The 19,288-nt window shown below is 65.5% G+C and carries 15 protein-coding genes and 1 pseudogene; 14 read left to right on the top strand and 2 right to left on the bottom strand.

Features of this window, described 5'->3' with window-relative positions; translation table 11 throughout:
* Positions 1-16 precede the first annotated feature (16 nt).
* From LGN19_RS08235 to LGN19_RS08220, 4 genes are all read left to right on the top strand, one after another.
* The gene (locus tag LGN19_RS08235) at positions 17-1,054 is read left to right on the top strand and encodes an ABC transporter permease (RefSeq protein ID WP_226213922.1); all 1,038 of its coding nucleotides are present in this window, start codon (positions 17-19) and stop codon (positions 1,052-1,054) included.
* 88 nt (positions 1,055-1,142) lie between these two features.
* Complete coding sequence (locus LGN19_RS08230) at positions 1,143-2,084, top strand: ABC transporter substrate-binding protein (RefSeq protein WP_174956009.1); 942 nt, start codon at positions 1,143-1,145, stop codon at positions 2,082-2,084.
* Positions 2,085-2,147: 63 nt separating this feature from the next.
* On the top strand, positions 2,148-3,041 hold the full coding sequence (locus LGN19_RS08225) for an amidohydrolase family protein (RefSeq protein ID WP_226213920.1): 894 nt from the start codon (positions 2,148-2,150) through the stop codon (positions 3,039-3,041).
* 68 nt (positions 3,042-3,109) lie between these two features.
* The gene (locus tag LGN19_RS08220; protein ID WP_174956007.1) at positions 3,110-3,877 is read left to right on the top strand and encodes a FadR/GntR family transcriptional regulator; all 768 of its coding nucleotides are present in this window, start codon (positions 3,110-3,112) and stop codon (positions 3,875-3,877) included.
* Positions 3,878-3,907: 30 nt separating this feature from the next.
* On the opposite strand, the gene LGN19_RS08215 is transcribed toward LGN19_RS08220, so the two are convergent.
* The gene (locus LGN19_RS08215; protein ID WP_226213919.1) at positions 3,908-5,149 is read right to left on the bottom strand and encodes an NAD(P)/FAD-dependent oxidoreductase; all 1,242 of its coding nucleotides are present in this window, start codon (positions 5,147-5,149) and stop codon (positions 3,908-3,910) included.
* Between the two features lie 323 nt (positions 5,150-5,472).
* On the opposite strand from LGN19_RS08215, the gene LGN19_RS08210 reads away from it, so the two are divergent.
* The 7 genes from LGN19_RS08210 to LGN19_RS08180 all read left to right on the top strand — a co-directional run bounded on the left by LGN19_RS08210 (position 5,473) and on the right by LGN19_RS08180 (position 15,454).
* A complete protein-coding gene (locus LGN19_RS08210; protein WP_226213917.1) occupies positions 5,473-6,147 on the top strand; it encodes a response regulator transcription factor in 675 nt (224 codons plus the stop codon).
* Positions 6,148-6,333: 186 nt separating this feature from the next.
* Complete coding sequence (locus LGN19_RS08205; RefSeq protein WP_226213915.1) at positions 6,334-6,906, top strand: fimbrial protein; 573 nt, start codon at positions 6,334-6,336, stop codon at positions 6,904-6,906.
* Between the two features lie 106 nt (positions 6,907-7,012).
* Positions 7,013-7,762 (top strand): molecular chaperone, encoded by a 750-nt coding sequence (locus LGN19_RS08200; RefSeq protein WP_413227198.1) that lies wholly within the window; start codon positions 7,013-7,015, stop codon positions 7,760-7,762.
* A gap of 103 nt (positions 7,763-7,865) precedes the next feature.
* Positions 7,866-10,544: a fimbria/pilus outer membrane usher protein gene (locus LGN19_RS08195; protein WP_226213913.1), complete on the top strand. Its 2,679-nt coding sequence runs from the start codon at positions 7,866-7,868 to the stop codon at positions 10,542-10,544.
* Positions 10,545-10,631: 87 nt separating this feature from the next.
* Positions 10,632-11,603: a fimbrial protein gene (locus tag LGN19_RS08190; RefSeq protein ID WP_226213911.1), complete on the top strand. Its 972-nt coding sequence runs from the start codon at positions 10,632-10,634 to the stop codon at positions 11,601-11,603.
* Positions 11,604-11,777: 174 nt separating this feature from the next.
* Positions 11,778-12,440, top strand: a complete 663-nt coding sequence (locus LGN19_RS08185; RefSeq protein ID WP_226213910.1) for a response regulator — start codon at positions 11,778-11,780, stop codon at positions 12,438-12,440.
* Positions 12,441-12,523: 83 nt separating this feature from the next.
* Positions 12,524-15,454 carry an ATP-binding protein gene (locus LGN19_RS08180; RefSeq protein WP_226213909.1) on the top strand — a complete coding sequence of 977 codons (2,931 nt, stop codon included), beginning with the start codon at positions 12,524-12,526 and terminating at the stop codon, positions 15,452-15,454.
* Between the two features lie 6 nt (positions 15,455-15,460).
* Here the strand turns inward: LGN19_RS08180 and LGN19_RS08175 are convergent.
* Positions 15,461-16,021 (bottom strand): annotated as a pseudogene (locus tag LGN19_RS08175) (NAD(P)/FAD-dependent oxidoreductase); the annotation flags it as partial.
* Between the two features lie 342 nt (positions 16,022-16,363).
* Here LGN19_RS08175 and LGN19_RS08170 point away from each other — a divergent pair.
* The 3 genes from LGN19_RS08170 (at position 16,364) to LGN19_RS08160 (ending at position 19,272) form a co-directional block, all read left to right on the top strand.
* The gene (locus LGN19_RS08170; RefSeq protein WP_226213908.1) at positions 16,364-16,921 is read left to right on the top strand and encodes an SMI1/KNR4 family protein; all 558 of its coding nucleotides are present in this window, start codon (positions 16,364-16,366) and stop codon (positions 16,919-16,921) included.
* A 387-nt stretch (positions 16,922-17,308) separates the two neighbouring features.
* The gene (locus tag LGN19_RS08165; protein WP_226213907.1) at positions 17,309-18,007 is read left to right on the top strand and encodes a YfiR family protein; all 699 of its coding nucleotides are present in this window, start codon (positions 17,309-17,311) and stop codon (positions 18,005-18,007) included.
* On the top strand, positions 18,004-19,272 hold the full coding sequence (locus LGN19_RS08160) for a diguanylate cyclase domain-containing protein (protein ID WP_122947797.1): 1,269 nt from the start codon (positions 18,004-18,006) through the stop codon (positions 19,270-19,272). The genes LGN19_RS08165 and LGN19_RS08160 overlap by 4 nt, the downstream gene beginning before the upstream one ends.
* The last annotated feature ends 16 nt before the right edge of the window (positions 19,273-19,288 follow it).

The raw sequence follows: 19,288 nt of genomic DNA, 5'->3' as shown, positions 1-19,288 counted from the left end.
TTCAGCCCCTACGATCATGTCCAACGATACGCATCCCGTCCCGCCCCTTGCTTCCGGCGACACGCCGGCCGGTGCATCGAGCCTGAAGTCGCGCTTCTTCAACCCGGCCGCGCGCCAGAAGCTGCTCGCGTTCGCGAGCCTCGTACTGCTGATCGTGTTCTTCAGCTTCGCGTCGCCGAACTTCCTCGAAGTCGACAACCTCGTCGCGATCCTGCAGGCCACCGCGGTGAATGGCGTGCTGGCCGTCGCCTGTACCTACGTGATCATCACGTCGGGCATCGACCTGTCGGTCGGCACGCTGATGACGTTCTGCGCGGTGATGGCTGGCGTCGTGCTGACGAAGTGGGGCATGCCGCTGCCGCTCGGGATCCTGGCCGCGCTGTGCTTCGGCGCGCTGTCGGGCAGCGTGTCGGGCTTCGTGATCGCGAAGATGAAGGTGCCGCCGTTCATCGCGACGCTCGGCATGATGATGCTGCTCAAGGGGCTGTCGCTCGTGATCTCGGGCACGCGGCCGATCTACTTCAACGACACGCCGGGCTTCACGTCGATCGCGCAGGATTCGCTGATCGGCAACCTGATTCCCGCGCTGCCGATTCCGAACGCGGTGCTGATCCTGTTCCTCGTCGCGATCGGCGCGTCGATCGTGCTGAACCGCACGATCTTCGGCCGCTACACGTTCGCGCTCGGCAGCAACGAGGAAGCGCTGCGGCTGTCGGGCGTGAACGTCGATGCGTGGAAGATCGCGGTCTACACGTTCAGCGGCGCAGTGTGCGGGATCGCCGGGCTCCTGATCGCGTCGCGGCTGAATTCCGCGCAGCCCGCGCTCGGGCAGGGCTACGAGCTCGATGCGATCGCGGCCGTCGTGATCGGTGGCACGTCGCTGTCGGGCGGCGCAGGCAGCATCGTCGGCACGATCATCGGCGCGTTCATCATGAGCGTGCTGACGAACGGCCTGCGCATCATGTCGGTCGCGCAGGAGTGGCAGACGGTCGTGACGGGCGTGATCATCATTCTGGCCGTCTACGTCGATATCCTGCGCCGGCGCCGCCGCTGATACACGCACCCGCGCAGGCATGCGCTTCAAAGCCGGTTCCGGCCGGTGTTCCAGTCGTTCCAGTCGATACGAAAAAAGGAGACGCGAAGTGATCAGGAGCAAGGTGTTGAACGCGATCGTCGGGCTGACGTTCGCCGTCGGCGTCACGGCCGGCGCGCACGCGCAGGAAACCTACATCCCGCTAATCTCGAAGGGCTTCCAGCATCAGTTCTGGCAGGCCGTGAAAGCGGGCGCGATGCAGGCCGCGAAGGACTACAAGGTGAAGGTGACGTTCGAAGGCCCCGAAACCGAGGCGATGGTCGACAAGCAGATCGACATGCTGTCGGCCGCGATCGCGAAGAAGCCGGCCGCGCTCGGCTTCGCGGCGCTCGACAGCAAGGCTGCGCTGCCGCTCCTGAAAAAGGCGCAGGCCGAGAAGATCCCGGTGATCGCGTTCGACTCGGGCGTGGACAGCGACATCCCGGTGACGACGGCCGCGACCAACAACAAGGCCGCCGCGTCGCTTGCCGCCGACAAGCTCGCCGCGCTGATCGGCGACGAAGGCGAGGTGGCCGTGGTCGCGCACGACCAGACGAGCCGCACCGGGATCGACCGCCGCGACGGTTTTCTCGAACGGATGAAAGCGGCGCATCCGAAGGTGCAGATCGTGACCGTGCAATACGGTGAAGGCGACCAGCTGAAGTCGACCGAGGTGACGAAGTCGATCCTGCAGGCGTATCCGAAGCTCAAGGGGCTGTTCGGCACCAATGAAGGCTCGGCGATCGGCGTGGTCAACGGCGTGCGCGAGATGAAGCGCAAGGTCGTGATCGTCGGGTACGATTCCGGCAAGCAGCAGAAGGATGCGATCCGCAGCGGGCTGATGGCCGGCGCGATCACGCAGAACCCGATCGGGATCGGCTACAAGACGGTCGAGGCGGCCGTGAAGGCGATCAAGGGCGAGAAGCTGCCGAAGGTCATCGATACCGGTTTCTACTGGTACGACAAGACCAATATCGACGATCCGAAGATCGCGGCGGTGTTGTACGACTGAACGTTGCGTCGAGCGGCGGTGGCGCGCGCCGCCGCCGCCGTCGCGACCGGACACGAGGGCATCATGGGCGCAGTGCGCATCGATTCGCATCAGCACTTCTGGCGCTATCGCGCCGCCGATTACCCGTGGATCGGCGCCGGGATGGGGGTGCTCGCACGCGACTACCTGCCCGACGCGCTGTGGCCGCTGATGCATGCGCAGGCGCTCGGCGCGTCGATCGCGGTGCAGGCGCGCGCCGGGCGCGACGAGACGGCATTCCTGCTCGAACTCGCACGCGACGATGCGCGTATCGCGGCGGTGGTCGGCTGGGAGGATCTCGCGGCACCGCAGCTCGCGGATCGTATCGCCGAATGGCGCAGCCCGAAGCTGCGCGGCTTCCGCCACCAGGTGCAGGACGAAGCCGATGTTGGCGCGTTCGTCGCGGAGCCGGGCTTCAACCGCGGCGTCGCGTGGCTGCAGGCGCACGGCTACGTGTACGACGTGCTCGTGTTCGAGCGCCAGTTGCCGGACGTGCAGGCCTTCTGCGCGCGGCACGACGCGCACTGGCTCGTGCTCGATCATGTCGGCAAGCCCGCGCTTGCCGATTTCGAGCGCGACGACACCGCACTCGCGCGCTGGCGTGCCGCGTTGCGCGAGCTGGGCGCGCTGCCGCATGTCGCGTGCAAGCTGTCGGGGCTCGTGACCGAGGCCGACTGGCGGCGCGGCCTGCGCGGGAAGGACGTCCGACATATCGAGCAGTGTCTCGACGCGGCGCTCGACGCGTTTGGCCCGCAGCGGCTGATGTTCGGGTCGGACTGGCCCGTGTGCCTGCTGGCCGCGTCGTATGACGAAGTCGCGTCGATCGTCGAGCGCTGGGCCGAGTCGCGGCTGTCGGCGGCCGAGCGCCACGCGCTGTGGGGCGGTACCGCCGCGCGTTGCTACGCGGTGCCGCCGGGCGCGGTGAAGCGCGGCATATAAAATAGGCGCGAACGGTCTGTTCGATTCGTCAGACCGTCCGGAACGAAACCGATCACCTGCATCAACGTATGTCCATCCAGCCGATTCAGAACCGCCGTCTCTACCAGCAGATCGCCGACAAGCTCAGTGCGATGATCGAGTCCGGCGATTTTCCGCCGGGCAGCTATCTGCCGCCCGAGCGCGAACTGGCCGAACAGTTCGGCGTGTCGCGCACGTCGGTGCGCGAGGCGCTGATCGCGCTCGAAGTGAGCGGCCTCGTGAGCGTGCGCGTCGGCGACGGCGTGAAGGTGCGCCACCCCGAAACGGCCGCCGCACCCGAACCCGCGCCTGTCCTTGCGGAGAAGGCGGCGCCGTTCACGATCATCGAGATCGATCCCGAGCTCGGCATCGCACTCGACCTCGATACCGAAATCCCGCCGTTCGCGCTGTTGCAGGCGCGCCGGCTGATCGAGCCGGAAGCCGCGTCGCTGGCTGCGAAGCACGGCTCGGACGAGCAGATCGAAGGGATCCACGAGGCGTTCCTGCGCAACCAGGAAGACAACCGCAGCGGCTCGCTCACGCATCCGGGCGACCGGCTGTTTCATATCCGCATCGCGGAAGCGAGCGACAACGCCGCGTATGCGCTGATGATCAAGCAGCTGCTCGCGCACAAGTACGACCTGATGTTCCAGCGGCTGCAGTCGCTGTACATGCCGAACGACATGCCGCACCGGTCGGAACAGGAACATCGCGCGATCCTCGACGCGATCCGCGCACGCGACCCGGACGCCGCGCGCCGCGCGATGGCCGAACATCTCGACGAAGTGATCCGCATCTTCGGCCGCGCGCTCGACTGAGCGCGCGTTGATGCGGTGCCTGTTGTCTGGTCAGAAGCGATCCGCGCGATACGGCGCCGGATCGGTGAAGGGCGCTTCGCCCGTCATCATCTCGGCCAGCAGGCGGCCCGTGACGGGGCCGAGTGTCAGCCCGTGATGGTTGTGCCCGAACGCGAACCACAGCCCGCGATGCGCGGGTGCGGGGCCGATCACCGGGCGCATGTCGGGCGTGCACGGCCGGAAGCCGAGCCACGGTTGCGGGTCGAGCCGCTCGCCGAAACCGAACACCGGCCGCGCGACGCGTTCCGCGCGTTCGAGCTGCACGCCGGTGGGCGGCACGCCGCGGCGGGCGATTTCGACACCGGTCGTCAGCCGCAGCCCGCGCTTCATCGGGGCGATCACGTAACCGTATTCGCGATCGACGATCGGCGCCGACGGCACGCCGCGCGCGGACGGCGCGTAGTGCATGTGATAGCCGCGCTTCTCGCGTAGCGGGATCTTGTAGCCGAACTTGCCGAACACCGTGTCGGACCACGGCCCGAGCGCGACGACCACGGCCGGCGCGGCGGCCATGCCGTCCTGCGTCCTGACCTGCCAGCCCGGCGACCGCGCTTCGAGGCTTGCGGCGTCGCCCGTCAGCAGCGTGCCGCCGCCTTGCACGAAGAGTTGCGCGTACGCTTTGACGAGCGCTGACGGGTCGACGACACTTTTCGGATCGAGCCAGTGCAGCGCGCCACAGAAGCCGGGCGCGAGGCTCGGTTCGTGCACGCGCAGCGCGGCGGCATCGAGCGGCGTGATGCCGAGCCCGTGGCGGCGCGCGGTGAGTCCGGCGTCGGCCACGCCGCGTTCGAATGCGGCCGGCGTGCGGAACGCTTCCAGCCAGCCGTTTGCGCGGATGAGCTCGCCGGCGCCGGCCCGCGAGATCAGCGCGTCGTGCTCGACGATGCAGCGCTCGATCAGCGGCAGCATGTCGCGCGACGCTGCCGCGTGACGCAGCGGCGCCGATTCCCACCAGAAACGTGCAAGCCATGGCGCGAATGCGGGCAGCGACGCGCTGTGCCAGTAGAGATCGGTCGAGCGGTTCAGCGCATAGCGCATCAGCGTGAACGGGCTGCGCGGGAACGGATACGGTTCGACCGACGAGCGCTCGATCAGCCCCGCGTTGCCGAAGCTCGTGCCTTCGCCGGGTGCGCCGCGATCGACGAGGGCGACCTTGCGGCCGCGATCCTGCAGGTGCAGTGCTGCGGAGACGCCGACGATGCCTGCGCCTAGAACGATGACGTCGAAATCCATGGGTGGTGATGTACGCGTGTGTAGAAGGAAGGCGCGTGTCGCTGGCTACGCGCATGATCGAAGGATACTCGGGACGACCCGGCGTACCAAGCCGTGAGCCGAACCGGGGCCGGCGTGATCGCTCATCCGTCCAAGTGTCACATTTTGTCAAATATAAGACTAATCCTAATGGCGGGGTTCTAGATCAGGCATTGGTCTCATATTCATTTCTGTAAGCAATTTTTAAAATATCAATCATGGAATCTAGCTTGATGGTATCGAGTATTTAAATACTGGGTGTCGAAGGCGAATGACGGCATTTTTATGATCGGCAGGAATTTCAAATGGGACGGTTCAGCATCAGGACGGCATTTGCAAGTGACCGGCCATTGTCGCTTGCGGGCATGGAGCATATCGCGGGCAACGCCAACGCAATCGATCTGATTTACGTGTGCAGGAGCGCGGATGAATTGATCACGTCGCTTACGCATGCGGGATGCGATGTCGTGGTGGTCGATTACGCAATGCGCGGCAACGGGCAGATGGAAGGGTTGGCGCTGCTTGGTTATCTGCGGCGCACCTATCCGAAGATCGGCATCGTCACGCTGGTGACGCACGAGAATCCAGTGATCATCAGCTCGATCCTGGACCGGAGCGTCGCTAGCGTTGTCAGCAAGTTCGACGACATTGGTCACATCGTTACCGCGATTCACGTGTGCTACGGGGGCGGTAACTACCTGTCGCCGCTGATTTCGCGGTCGCTCGAAGCGGCAGACGTGAGCGGCAACCGGCGGGCGGCGAAGCTGTCCCCGCGCGAGATCGAGGTGATCCGGCTCTACCTGTCCGGGCTGTCCGTTATCAAGATCGCCGAGCGCCTGAAGCGCGGGAAGCAGACCATCAGCGCGCAGAAGACGAGCGCGATGAAAAAACTCGGGGTGAAGAGCGACATCGAGCTGATCCGCTGCGCGACCTGTCTTGACCTGATCGACGAATCGAGCGCGAGTCGCTTCGACTGTTAGCGGGATTGAAGGGAATTAATCGGACCCGACCGAATGGCCGGGCGGGGGAAGTTTTGTCTGAATTTTATTGGGGGAATGCGAGAGATAAATTTAAGAGGATATTTCAAAGGTTGCCGAATCGGTTTTCCTTTATGGCCGGAATTTCAATTTACGGCATTAACTTGTCACATGAGAATTAAATCAGATATGAAAAAAATCACGATGTTGCTGTCGCTCGCGGGTCTTTCGTTTGCGGCCATGAATGCCGCGCACGCATCGGACGGTACGATCAACTTCACGGGTTCCGTGGTCGCGTCGACCTGCAAGATCAACGGCGGTACGAACAATCTGACGGTCACGCTGCCGAAGGCGTCGTCCAACCAGCTTACGCAAGCCGGCGCGACCGCAGGCCGGACGCCGTTCAAGCTGACGCTGACGGGATGTACGACGGACAAGACCGAAGGTGAGACGGTCGTTCCGGCGCCCGTGAAAAAGGTGTCGGTGGCGTTCGAGCCGGGGTCGAGCGTGAACCTGGCAACGGGCCGCCTGATGCTGACGGGCGCCGATGCGGCGAAGAACGTCGAAATCGCCATCCTGAACGACAAGTACGAGGCGATCAAGGTCGGTACGGAGAGCACGGGACAGAACTCGCAGGTCGCGGACATCGATACGACGGCTGGCACCGCGACGCTTCAGTACACGGCGGAGTATGTCGCGACCGGCGCCGCGACCGGCGGTTCGGCGAACTCGTTCGTCACGTACTCGCTGATCTATCCCTGAGCACATCCCGCTTTGAGTGATGCAGCCGGCGCCTGCGAGGCGTCGGTTGAAACGATGGTCGGGCATGTTCTGCGGGCCATCGTTTCGGATTGCGAATCATAAGGAGATGACGATCGTGAAAATCGCCACGCTGTATCGAATGTTTGCGCTGACGGCGCTGGTCCTGCATGGCATGTGCGCGCAGGCGAGCGTGACGTTGTCGGGCACGCGCGTCGTGTTTTCGGCGAACGAAAAGGAAGTCACGGTGCAACTCGCGAACGACGGGAAACTGCCGGCGCTCGTGCAGACCTGGATCGACCATGGCGACGAACTGGCGTCGCCGGACCGGATCGATGTGCCGTTCGTGATCACGCCGACGGTGTTTCGGCTCGAGGCCGGCAGGGGGCAGACGCTGCGGATCTTCTACACGGGCGAACCGCTGCCGGCCGACAAGGAATCGCTGTTCTGGCTGAACGTGCTCGACGTTCCGCCGAAAGCAGCGGCCGACGACGACCGCAACCGCCTGCAGATCGCGTTTCGCACGCGCGTGAAGCTGATGTATCGGCCCGAGGGCCTGCCCGGCAATGCGACGGATGCGCCGGGGCGACTCGTGTGGTCGCTCGCCGCCGATGCGAAGCACGGGATCGTGCTGAAGGCCGCCAATCCGACGCCCTACGTCGTCAACCTCGGCGGCGTGGCGCTGCGCGCGAATGGCGCGACGTTCGAAGCCGGAGTGGGTTTCGTGCGTCCCGGCGAAACGGCGTCGTTTCCGCTGACCGGCGCGGCCGGCGCAGGCATCACGGGCGGCACGGTCGTGTACAGCAGCTTCGACGACTGGGGCGGAAACCACGCCAATCAGGCAACGGTCGGCAAATGAGCGGATGAGGGCATCGCGGTGCCGGGCTGTTTCGGTTCCTGCAATCAAATCAACAATGACGAGGGAAGGTTGCATGTTGGAGCGGCGACAAACGAGTATGCGGATGGCACCCCATCTGAGGTTGAGGCCGATTTGCGCGCTGCTCCTCACGATCGGTGCGGGATGGCATGTGTATGCGTATGCGGATGCGCGGGCCGATGCGGGCTCGACGCCTGTCGAACGGATCGGAACCGGCGCACAGCAGCTCGCCCGGCTCGAACCGGGGTATATGCAGCTCGCGCAGACCGAATTCGCGCAGGTCGAGTTCGAGGGCGGCTTTCTGAACCAGCAGGGCGGCGCGATCGACGTATCGCGCTTCGCGCGGCGCAATGTCGTGCGGGTCGGCACGTACAGCCCGGATATCTATGTCGGCGACCGCTGGATCGGGCGGGCCGAGGTGCCGTTCAAATCCGCGCCGAACACCCTGGATGCCCAACCGTGTTTTGACGAGCATCTGCTGCGGAAAGTGGGCGTCGACCTGGCTAAACTGCCCGCTGACCTCGCCAAGCAGATTCTCGTCGACGGCGCCTGCATGCGCATCGGCCAACTGATTCCCGAGGCGTCGGTCGGCTTCGACTTCAACGAGCAGCGGCTCGACCTGAGCATCCCGCAGATCTCGCTGGTGCGCCACGCGCGCGGCTACGTGAGCCCCGATCAATGGACCGAGGGCGCGCCTGTCGCGATGCTCGGCTACAACGTCAACGCCTACCATTCGCGCATCGGCGGCGGATCGGCGAGCACGCAAGGCTTCGTCGGCGTCGACGGCGGTTTCAACTACGGGCGCTGGCATTTCCGGCATAGCGGCGCGTTCAACTGGGACGACCGCGGCCGTCGGCAGTACCAGAACATCGCGACCTATGCGCAACGCGATCTGGGCGCCTGGTCGTCGCAGCTCGTCGTCGGAGATTCGTATACGTCCGGCGAGCTGTTCGATGCGACGTCGTTTCGCGGCGTGCGCGTGTTCACCGACGACCGGATGCTGCCGGAGTCGCAGCGCGGCTATGCGCCGATCGTGCGCGGCATCGCGACTACCAACGCGAAAGTGACGATCGCGCAGAACGGCATGCGGTTGTACGAGACGACGGTCGCGCCGGGCGCGTTCGTGATCGACGATCTGTATCCGACCGGCTATGGCGGCGATCTGCAGGTGTCAGTGCAGGAAGCCGACGGCTCGGTGCACACGTTCTCCGTGCCGTATGCGTCGGTGCCGCTGTCACTGCGCCCGGGGCAGAATCGCTACAGCTTCACGACGGGTGTCGTGCGCAACCTCGAGAATACGACGCCGTATTTCGCGCAGGCGACCTGGCAACGCGGCGTCACGAACCTGCTGACCGGGTATGGCGGCGCGACGTTCGCGCAAGGCTATCTGTCCGCGATGGTCGGTGGCGTGCTGAACACGTCGTGGGGCGCGTTCGGCGCGGACGTGACGCAGGCCGTGACACAGATTCCCGGCGAGCGGCGCTATTCCGGACAGAGTTTCCGGATCAGCTACGCCAAGGCATTCGCGGAAACCGGCACGAACGTGTCGATCGCCGCGTACCGCTATTCGACGAACGGGTTCTTCGCGCTGAACGACGCAATGTACGCGCGCGATCAGGCGAAAGTCCGCATTCCGTCGGATGGGCTCTACCGCCAGCGCAACCGCGCGTCGCTGACCATGAGCCAGCGGCTCGGCGAGCGCGGCGGCAACCTGAGCCTCACCGCATCGGCAGCGACCTACTGGAACCGGCGCGGCTCGGATGTCAATTATTCGTTCGGCTACAGCAACACGTTCCGCAACCTGTCGTACAACGTGTCGGCGACCCGGCAGCGCGACGCATGGGGCACGTCGAGCACGCTTTACTTCGTCGGCGTATCGATTCCGCTCGGCAAGACACGGCCGGCGACGGTGTCGACGAGCTTCAATCACGACACGCGCGGCGCGACGCAGATGCAGACGAGCCTGTCGGGCGCGCTCGGCGTCGACAACGATCTGTCGTATGGCGTCAACGTCGACCACAGCCGCCGGTCGGGTGGCGCGCAGACGAGCGGCGGCGCGAACATCATGTACCGCGGCCGGGGCGCGGAGCTGTCGGGCAGTGTCGGCGCTGGCACGGACTATCAGCAGTATTCGTTCGGTGCACGCGGCGCGCTCGTCGCGCATCGCGGCGGCGTGACGTTGTCGCAGCCGCTGGCGGAAACCTTCGCGATCGTCGAGGCGCCGAATGCGGCCGGGGCGCGCATCACCAACATGTCCGGCGTGCGTATCGACGGACGCGGCTACGCGATCGTGCCTTACCTGACACCGTTCGCGCTGAATGACATCGGCATCGATCCGAAGGGGCTGTCGACGGACGTCGAGCTGAAGGAAACGAGCCGGCGCGTCGCGCCGGTCGCCGGTGCGGTGCCGATCGTCGTGTTCAAGACGGCGTACGGCCGGTCCGCGGTGATTCACGCGCGGACGGCCGACGGCTCGCCGGTGCCGTTCGGCGCCACCGTCGCCGACGAGCAGGGCAAGGATGTCGGCGTTGTCGGGCAGGGCGGCAAGCTGCTCGCCCGCGGGCTCGCCGAGCAGGGCGAACTGACGATGCGGTGGGAAGCCGGCAACGACGCGGCGATCTGCAAGCTGTCGTATTCGCTGCCGATGCGCAAGCGCACCGCGAAATACCAGCCGCCGCAACGCCTCGATCTGCCTTGCATCCCGGGGCGGGCTGCCGACTATGCGCCGATGGTGTCGACGCGGGCGGTCTCCCCGAAGTCGTGATTCCGGCGCACACCGCACTCGGTGGGCACGGCGTATCCCTATCAACCCGTAAGGACCGGTCTATTGCGTACCGGAACAGGAAGCGACATGAAGATCTTTTTTCGCGTGCTGAAATGTTTGCCGCTGCTGGCGCTGGTTGCCTGCTCGATGGAAGCGAGTGCGGCGAGCTGCGGTTGGGTCAATCCCAATTACAGTTCCCCGTATCAGGCGAAGGTTGCCCTGTCCGGCAAGTTCAACGTGCCGCGCGATGCACCGATCGGAACCGTCATCGCCAAGTTCTCGTTCAATACCGGGTTCGATGCGAACGAGCGTATTCTTTCGCAATGTTCAAGCAGTTTTCCGGCGTCGTTCCTGCCGGTATCGACGCCGCATGGCGCCGCGACAGACAAGGTCTTTCCGACCGGCGTGCAGGGAGTCGGTGTCAAGCTGTCGATCTACAGCGAGGCGGTTTTCGCGCCATCCTCGTGGACGCTGAGTTCCTACAACATTCAATGGGGATCGCCGGCGTATGTCGTAACGTACGCGTTTGTCAAGACCGGCCCGATTTCCGCCGGGACGGTGTCTTCCGTGGATGTGCCGACCGCCCAGCAAGTCCTCGATGGGAACACGTTCGTTCGCATAGCCGCGACCGGAAGCGTCGAATTCGGATCGGCGGCATGCCAGACCTCCGACGTGGCAGTCGATCTCGGCACGCGTAACCGGGGTGACAAATTCACGGGCATCGGCTATACGACGCCGCCCGTCGGCTTCGATCTCGCGTTTCGAAATTGTCCCGCCGAAGTCGCCCGGATCGGCTATCAGCTCGTTTCTCCCGCAGGCTCGATCGATGCGAAAAACGGTGTGTTCAAGCTGTCGTCGAATTCGTCCGCGAAAGGCATCGGCATCCGCGTCACGCGGGCCGACGGCACGCCTGTCGCGCTCGAAACGATGAACACCTTCGACACGAAGGGCGCGGCCGATCATACGATTGCGCTGCGGGCGTCCTACTACCAGAGCGCGGCGAAGATCACGCCGGGAAGCGCGGACGGCCAGCTTGCCGTGACCGTCAACTACAACTAGCGGCGTTTTTATCGAGATTGCATGTTTGGTCGAATTCGGCAAATCGACCTTCATGGAAGGTGCCTCTTGAAGCAAGGCATATTTGTGAGATGAAAGGATATAATTCGCTCGAAACGGAAACGAGATGAACGCAGTGCCAGGCTGATCGGTGTTGCCTTCCGGAGAGCGGGTACGATGAATGAATTTTCGGTTCGGGTGATCGTTGCGGACGATCATCCGGTGACGGGGCACGGCATCGCGCACGGGCTGGGCGGCATGCCGACCATCGATGTCGTCGGCATCGTTCCGGACACGACCGCGCTGGTCGAGGCGCTCGATGCGACGCCGTGCGACGTGCTCGTGCTCGACTACGTGATGCCGGCCGGGCAATACGGCGACGGTCAGGCGCTGATCGCATTCCTGCGGCGGCGTTATCCGCAACTGCGTATCGTCACGGTGACGATGCTGAATTCTCCCGCGGTTTTTCGCGCCGTTCAGCAGCTTGGCGTGAACTGCATCGCGAGCAAATCCGATCCGATGTCGCACCTGGTGGCTGCCGTGCATGCGGCTTTTTCGAACGGACAGTATCTGTCGCCGACGATCGCATCGCTGCTCGAGAAGGCCGATGCCGACGGCGGCGGTGCGCTGTCTAGCCGGGAATCGGAAATCGTCAGACTGTTTCGCGAGGGATACAAGGTGACCGAAATCGCCGAAAAACTCCATCGCAGCAAGAAAACCATCAGCGCGCAGAAGCTCGCCGCGATGCGCAAACTCGGTATTACCCGAGACGCCGAATTGTTCACGTACGACGGTTCGCTTGACGCGTCGAAGTCCGGCGGCACCGGCGCGGCTGATTGAGTCGCACCTGGATGAGCCCGTTTCGCGGGTGGCTGCGTCGCCGGAATCGTCCGGCTCGCCGAAAGCGGTTCGACCCCGAATGGATGCGCGCGTATCAGCGCCGGCTGCTCTATGGCGGCGGCGGCGTGCTCGGCCTGTTTATCCTGCTTTGCGCGAGCGCGGTTGCGCTCGGTGAGATCGGCGATTTCCAGGCCGGGATGAGCGGGCATTTCAGGGAGACCCGGGCGAAACTGCTGATCCGCATGTCGGAGAACAGTGAGTTGTTGAAGCGCGGGGTGGCCACCGTGGAAGGCGCGTGGGACGAACATGCGCTTCCCGATCGCATGTTCGAGGACGCTTTCGTCGCGCAGAAGGGCCTGTTTCTGTTTGAGCGCCCTGAAATGGATCGCGCCTACGCGGTGGCGGGGGTTGTCGACGCGAAGCATCCCGCGGCCGACTATCGCGCACTACTGGTGCTGGGCGAACGTCTTGGCGAGGGCGGCAAATGGGTGAAGGTGACGCGTCCGTTGGTAAGCGCGATGTACGTCATCGGTGCGACCGGCCGTTTCGTCATGGTGTCGCAGCTCTTTCGACCCGGCACGACGCAACGCGTATCGCGCGCACGCGCGGAGCAGTTGCCAGGATTGCTGTTGCGCGCGTGGCCCGATGTCGCAATGCTGGTGCGCGACGCGGCGGTGTCCCCCGGGCAAGCGCCGGAGAACCTGATCTGGGTGCCGCCGGGCGACGATCCATTGACGGACGAGCCGGCCTTGCGCGTCGAAGCCTGGTCGTTCGACCGAGACCGCCGACCGGTGGCTCTGGTCATCCATACGGTTCGCCCGGAGCGTCTTGTCGCCGCGCTTGACGACGGCGCCCGCGGTGGTGCGTTCGCCGTTGTCGACCGCAACGGTCGCATCCTGTTGTCGTCGGAACAGCAAACCGACCTGACTCGTGCGGCGCATTCGCTGGCGGGCCAGCGCGCGACTGCGATCGAACGGACGTATCGCGACGGGCGCTTCGCGACGAGCGATGCGATTCCGGGCACGGACTGGACGCTGCTCTATGTCTATCCCGTCAGCGCCGTGATACGCGGCGTCGCGGCCCGTCTGCTCGAAATCGCCGGTGCCGCGTTGTTCGGCTTCGTATTTCTGCTCGGCGGTGTGGTGCTGATCAACCGTCGTATTCTCGTGCCGTCCTATCGGCGTGCATCGCGTCTGCAGGAAAGCGAGCGGCTCAACCGCACGCTGATCCGCACCGCACCGGTCGGCCTGGCGCTGATCGGCGAAGTCGACGGTGCGGTGCTGCTGCGAAATGAAGCGATGGCGCGCTACGCATCCGACGAACCGTTGTCGCGGCGCATCTGGAGGCAGTTCTCGCAGTCGGCGGAGGCGAGTCCGAACACGCGCCGTCACGTGGCGAGCGGTCACGAAATCACGCTAGCAGCTGCCGGCGCCGGAGAGGACGACACGCATCTGCTTGTCAACGTCGCGCGCGTCAAATATCGCGGCGCGAATGCGCTGCTCGCGACCGTCAACGACATCACCGCGCGCAAGCTGGCCGAGCAGTCGCTCGTCGAGGCCAGGCAAGCGGCCGACCAGGCGAACCGGGCGAAGTCGGTGTTCCTCGCCACCATGAGCCACGAAATCCGTACGCCGCTCAACGCCGTGATGGGCAACCTCGAATTGATGAAGCGCGGGCCGCTCGCCGAGACACAGCGCAGGCGCCTGGAGATTGCCGATTCGTCGTCGTCCGCGTTGCTGCATATTCTCAACGACGTGCTCGATCTGTCGAGGGTCGAAGCCGGGCAGTTGCGCATCGATGCCGTGCCGTTCGACTGCGCGGCACTGTTGCGCGATGTCGTCGAGTCGTTCCGGCCGCTCGCCGGGGCGAAAGGGCTGCGGCTTGGCTGCGACATCGCGTCAGACCTTGCGCCGTTCCGCGTCGGCGATCCGATCCGGATACGCCAGATCGTCTCGAATCTCATCGGCAATGCGATCAAGTTCACCGAGGCCGGCAACGTGATGTTGTTCGCGGGCGGAGACGATGCGGTCGAGATCCGTGTCGTCGATACGGGAATAGGCATTCCGCCGTCTGCCCATGCGGCGATTTTCGAGTTGTACCGGCAGGCTGACGACTCGACGCATCGCAAGTTCGGCGGCACGGGGCTTGGTCTTGCGCTGTGCCGTCGCCTGGTCGACGCGATGGGTGGCGAGCTTACGGTGTCGAGCGCGGCCGGCGAGGGCAGCACGTTCCGTGTCGGCCTGCCGTTGCCGGTGACGGTCAACCCGCCGGCAGCCGGCCCGGCGGCCGATGTGCGGGACGCGTTGGCGCCGCTGGTCGGGCACGATGCCGCACCGCTGCGCGTGCTCGCCGTCGAGGATCATCCCGCGAGCCGGTTGCTGCTGGCCGATCAGTGCCTCGAACTCGGTATTGACGTGACGATTGTCGAAAACGGCGAGCAGGCGCTGGCCACGCTTGCGCGCGGCGGCTTCGACGTCGTGTTGACCGATCTCGGCCTGCCCGACATGGACGGCTGGACGCTGGCGGCCACGATTCACGCGCGCGATGCGCAGTTGCCTGTCCTGGCGATGACGGCGCATGCGGGGCCGCTGGAGGAGCAGCGCCGCGTGGCCACGTCGATTCGCGCGTTGCTGCCGAAGCCGGTGTCGCTGCACGCGTTGCAGCGGGCGTTTCGTGTCGTTGTCGATGAGGTGGGCGAGAGCCTGTCGACGCCCGTCGGGCACGATGACCGGCCGTTGCCGACGTCCATGATGGCTGCGATGCGCAAGGTGACACTGGCTTCATTCGCGTCGATCGAGCGCGCGCTGGGGGGGCAGGATGCGGAGACCGTCGTACGCGAACTACACGGCCTGAGCGGTGGTTTCCTGTCGGTTGGGCACGGCGTGCTCGCCGAGCTGTGTGCCGGACTGCAGCAAGTCGTTCGCGATGAAGGCCTGCGCGTGTTTGCTGAATTGTGGCCTGCGTTGCGTGACGAATTGGCTGCTGCGCTCGATTTGTCTGGCACGCAACCGTGACTGGGCGGGCGTGCACGGCCGGAAGCCGAGCCACGGTTGCGGGTCGAGCCGCTCGCCGAAACCGAACACCGGCCGCGCGACGCGTTCCGCGCGTTCGAGTTGCACGCCGGTGGGCGGCACGCCGCGGCGGGCGATTTCGACACCGGTCGTCAGCAGCGTGCCGCCGCCTTGCACGAAGAGTTGCGCGTACGCTTTGACGAGCGCCGACGGGTCGACGACGCTTTTCGGATCGAGCCAGTGCAGCGCGGCGGCATCGAGCGGCGTGATGCCGAGCCCACGACGGCGCGCGGTGAGTCCGGCGTCGGCCACGCCGCGCTCGAATGCGGCCGGCGTGCGGAACGCTTCCAGCCAGCCGTTTGCGCGGATGAGCTCGCCGGCGCCGGCCCGCGCGATCAGCGCGTCGTGCTCGCCGATGCAGCGCTCGATCAGCCCTGCGTTGCCGAAGCTCGTGCCTTCGCCGGGTGCGCCGCGACCGACGAGGGCGACCTTGCGGCCGCGATCCTACAGGTGCAGTGCTGCGGAGACGCCGACGATGCCTGCGCCTAGAACGATGACGTCGAAATCCATCGGTGGTGGTGAATGACGGTTAGCGAACTGCAAGCATACTCGCGGTGGCGTGTGGCACCAAGAAGACGCGTATGGCCTGCGCATGGCAGGTGGCCCGGGCGCAGGCCATGCGCGATCGATGTGACGACGCGGGCAGTAGAATGCGCGGGTTCCGGCATTCGAGGGTGACACGCAATGATCGAGTTGACCGCACCGGTATATGCGGCGGAGTTGAAGCGCTTCCGTGCGAGCGGCAGCGTCTGGCTCGCGGCGCACGAGATTCCGGCCGATGTCGATGTGCCGCCTGCCTGGCGCGCGTTACTCGCCGCGTCGGACGACGTGCTGGCGGATACGCTCATGCAGATGTGGGCCGGCATCATCGAACGATTGCCGGCCGTCGCGCAATTCTTTCGCGACAAGCTCGCGCGTCCGGCCGTGTTCCGCCACGACGGTGGCGACGTCGTGCTGCTGTATCCGTACACGATCGAGCACGACGACCTGAATTTCTTCATCGGTCGTGCGCCCTTGCGTGGGCCGGTGCCGGTTGATGCGCCGTTCTGGGCCGCACTGCCCGAGGCGCTGCGGCTTTTCCATCAAACCGTGCATGACGGCTGGACGTTCTTTCCCGCGAATTCGATGGGGCCGCTGCCGCTCGCCGATCAGGCGGCGCTGACGGACAAGCTTGACCTGACATCTGCCGAGACCCGCAAGCTCGGCATGAACCCGGATCGCGTGCGGACCGTGTTTCATAACGGCAGCGGCGATTGGCTGTGCGTCGATTCGAGTGAAGGGGCCGATGATGGCAACCCGATGGGATGGATAGCGTGGCACGAACGTCCGACCGAGCTTGAGCACGTGGACTTCTGGGCCGTGATGAACGCATGGTTTGAGATTTTCGTCGAGGAAGCTGACGGGCGGTAGTCGTTCACCGCGTCTTCAAGTCATCGCGAACAACGTCCCCACCGCGCGAGTGCGTGTATATCGACGCGCGTCATTCCTGCCCGACGCTTTCAATGCGATGTGTCGGCGGCGACATCGCACGACGGAACGTATGAAGTTTGGCGTCCCTGAGCGTCCAATCCGCTGATCAATTTCCCGACGTCGACACCGGATCGACATCGGCAAACACGTTCGCGCGCCCAGCGCCGATTCCGCATACTTTCCAGCGTTTCTCGCGGGTGTTTCCCACTGGTTGGTCATGCGAATTTTTACCTAAGATGAAGCCATCATGCGCGTAATTCGGTGCCTGCACGCGCATGGAGGGAGGCGGGAGGCAGCGCCGGAGCGACGCCAGCGGATGTTGCCATCATGGATGCGAAAGTGTGCGCGTCGGCTGCCAGTCTCGTGACTGCAGCGACGCCAGCGGGCGCGGCGGCAATCGCCGCGCGAGCGGCGCCCGGCCACCCCGGCCGAACCGCACCGCTGCGCCACGCGCTGATCGCAATCGTTTGCGTTCTGGGAGCGGCACAGGCCATGCTCGCCGGCGCTACCGCCGGCGCCGACGATCCGGTCGACACGGTGCGCATCGTTGCCGCCGCGAGCCCTGCTGATCCCGCCATGGCGTCACACGACACGGCCGTGCGTCAGGTCGTGCTGGGCATCATCAGCTTCACCCACTGGCCGACGACACCCGTTCGCCTGCATCTGTGCGTCACGGGCCGGCCCGACTATGCGCGCGGCCTGACCGACACACTGCAGGCCGGCTCGACGCTGCTCGACGTGCAGCGTGTGCGCTTCGACGATCCCGCGCTCGGTATCGCCTGCGACGTCGTCTATCTCGGCAACCTGAGCGCAGATGAGAGAGCGCGCGTGAGAGCTGCGGTGGCCGGCCATCCGGTGCTGACGATTTCGGAACACGATCCATCCTGCACCGCGGGCGGCATGTTCTGCCTCAACGTCGACGGCGAACGCGTGTCGTTCGACATCAATCTCGACGCCGTTGCCCGCAGCGGGGTGCGCGTGCATCCGAACGTGCTCAATCTCGCGCGGCGGCCGGGGGCACCATGACACGGCACGCCCCGCCCGTTTCCCTGTCGCGCGTGCCGCGCCCGACGCTGCAAAGCGTACTGCGCCGCGCGCACCTGCGCCTCGCGTTCGTCGCCGTCGCGATGGCCGCCGTGTCGTTGATCGTGGTGGCCGTGATCGCATTGCGCGCGTATGCCGGCAACAACCTGAACCTGCTGGCCCGCTCGCTCGGCTATACGGTCGAGGCGGCGCTCGTGTTTGGCGACCGCGTCGCGGCGGCCGAGGCGATCGGGCTGATCGCCAGCGATGAAGACGTCGCGCAGGTCGTGGTCACGGATAGCAAGGGCCAGCCGTTCGCGACGTGGCAGCTGCCCGCCGGCAGCGGGATCGCGCGGCTCGAGCGCGGCGTCGCCGACCTTGCGCTGCCCGGGCCCGTGACGGCGCCGGTGGTGCATGACGGTATCGTCGTCGGGCACGTCGTCGTGCGCGGCCGCGGCCATCAGTTCTTCGGATTCCTGCTGGGCGGCGTGGGCGGCATTCTCGGCTGCCTCGCCGTCAGCGTGATCGGCGCCTATATCAGCTCGAAGCGCCTGCTGCGCAACATCGTTTCGCCGTTGCGCGCGCTGGCCGGCGTGGCCCACGCGGTGCGCCGCGAGCGTGCGTTCGCGCAGCGCGTCGAGCCCGTGGCGATTGCCGAGCTCAACCAGCTTGGCGACGACTTCAATGCACTGCTCGACGAGTTCGAAGACTGGCAGAACACGCTGCGCGACGAGAATGCATCGCTCGAACACAAGGCGACGCACGATGCGCTCACGGGGCTGCCCAACCGCGTGCAGTTCGAGTCGCGGCTCGCGCTCGCCCTCGGCGAAGCCGGCGTAACGGGGCAGCGGGTCGCGATCCTGTATCTCGACTGCGACCGCTTCAAGGAAATCAACGACTGCCTCGGCCATGACGCCGGCGATGCGGTGCTGATCGGCATCGCGTCAAGGCTGCGCAAGCAGGTGCGCGAAGCCGACCTGGTCGCCCGCCTGGGCGGCGACGAATTCGCGGTGATGCTGCCGGCCGTGCGCGAAGCGGGTAGCGTGTGTCGTATTGCTGACGAGATATTGTCCGGCATGGCGCCGTCGATCGAGCTGTCCGACGGCCGCGTGGTGGCCACCATGATGAGTGCCGGCGTTGCGCTGTATCCCGATCACGCGTCGGATGCGAGCGGCTTGCTGCGGGCGGCGGATGCCGCGATGTACCGCGCCAAGCGCGCCCGGCCAGGCTCGTGGCAACTGGCGGAAGGGGTCGCGGGGGCGGCTTGAGGTTCATCGTTTCACG

This window comes from Burkholderia sp. AU30198, from assembly GCF_020419825.1.
Classification (GTDB): Bacteria; Pseudomonadota; Gammaproteobacteria; order Burkholderiales; family Burkholderiaceae; genus Burkholderia.
The sequence above is the reverse complement of the archived record's forward strand: the minus strand, read 5'-3'. Positions and strand labels throughout refer to the sequence as shown.

Excerpts from the sequence above, each read along its gene's own strand:
- LGN19_RS08235 (WP_226213922.1), top strand. The coding sequence starts at position 17 with ATGTCCAACGATACGCATCCCGTCCCGCCCCTTGCTTCCGGCGACACG.
- LGN19_RS08225 (WP_226213920.1), top strand. The coding sequence starts at position 2,148 with ATGGGCGCAGTGCGCATCGATTCGCATCAGCACTTCTGGCGCTATCGC.
- LGN19_RS08220 (WP_174956007.1), top strand. The coding sequence starts at position 3,110 with ATGTCCATCCAGCCGATTCAGAACCGCCGTCTCTACCAGCAGATCGCC.
- LGN19_RS08215 (WP_226213919.1), bottom strand. The coding sequence starts at position 5,149 with ATGGATTTCGACGTCATCGTTCTAGGCGCAGGCATCGTCGGCGTCTCC.
- LGN19_RS08210 (WP_226213917.1), top strand. The coding sequence starts at position 5,473 with ATGGGACGGTTCAGCATCAGGACGGCATTTGCAAGTGACCGGCCATTG.
- LGN19_RS08205 (WP_226213915.1), top strand. The coding sequence starts at position 6,334 with ATGAAAAAAATCACGATGTTGCTGTCGCTCGCGGGTCTTTCGTTTGCG.
- LGN19_RS08200 (WP_413227198.1), top strand. The coding sequence starts at position 7,013 with ATGACGATCGTGAAAATCGCCACGCTGTATCGAATGTTTGCGCTGACG.
- LGN19_RS08195 (WP_226213913.1), top strand. The coding sequence starts at position 7,866 with ATGGCACCCCATCTGAGGTTGAGGCCGATTTGCGCGCTGCTCCTCACG.
- LGN19_RS08190 (WP_226213911.1), top strand. The coding sequence starts at position 10,632 with ATGAAGATCTTTTTTCGCGTGCTGAAATGTTTGCCGCTGCTGGCGCTG.
- LGN19_RS08185 (WP_226213910.1), top strand. The coding sequence starts at position 11,778 with ATGAATGAATTTTCGGTTCGGGTGATCGTTGCGGACGATCATCCGGTG.
- LGN19_RS08180 (WP_226213909.1), top strand. The coding sequence starts at position 12,524 with ATGCGCGCGTATCAGCGCCGGCTGCTCTATGGCGGCGGCGGCGTGCTC.
- LGN19_RS08170 (WP_226213908.1), top strand. The coding sequence starts at position 16,364 with ATGTGGGCCGGCATCATCGAACGATTGCCGGCCGTCGCGCAATTCTTT.
- LGN19_RS08165 (WP_226213907.1), top strand. The coding sequence starts at position 17,309 with ATGGATGCGAAAGTGTGCGCGTCGGCTGCCAGTCTCGTGACTGCAGCG.
- LGN19_RS08160 (WP_122947797.1), top strand. The coding sequence starts at position 18,004 with ATGACACGGCACGCCCCGCCCGTTTCCCTGTCGCGCGTGCCGCGCCCG.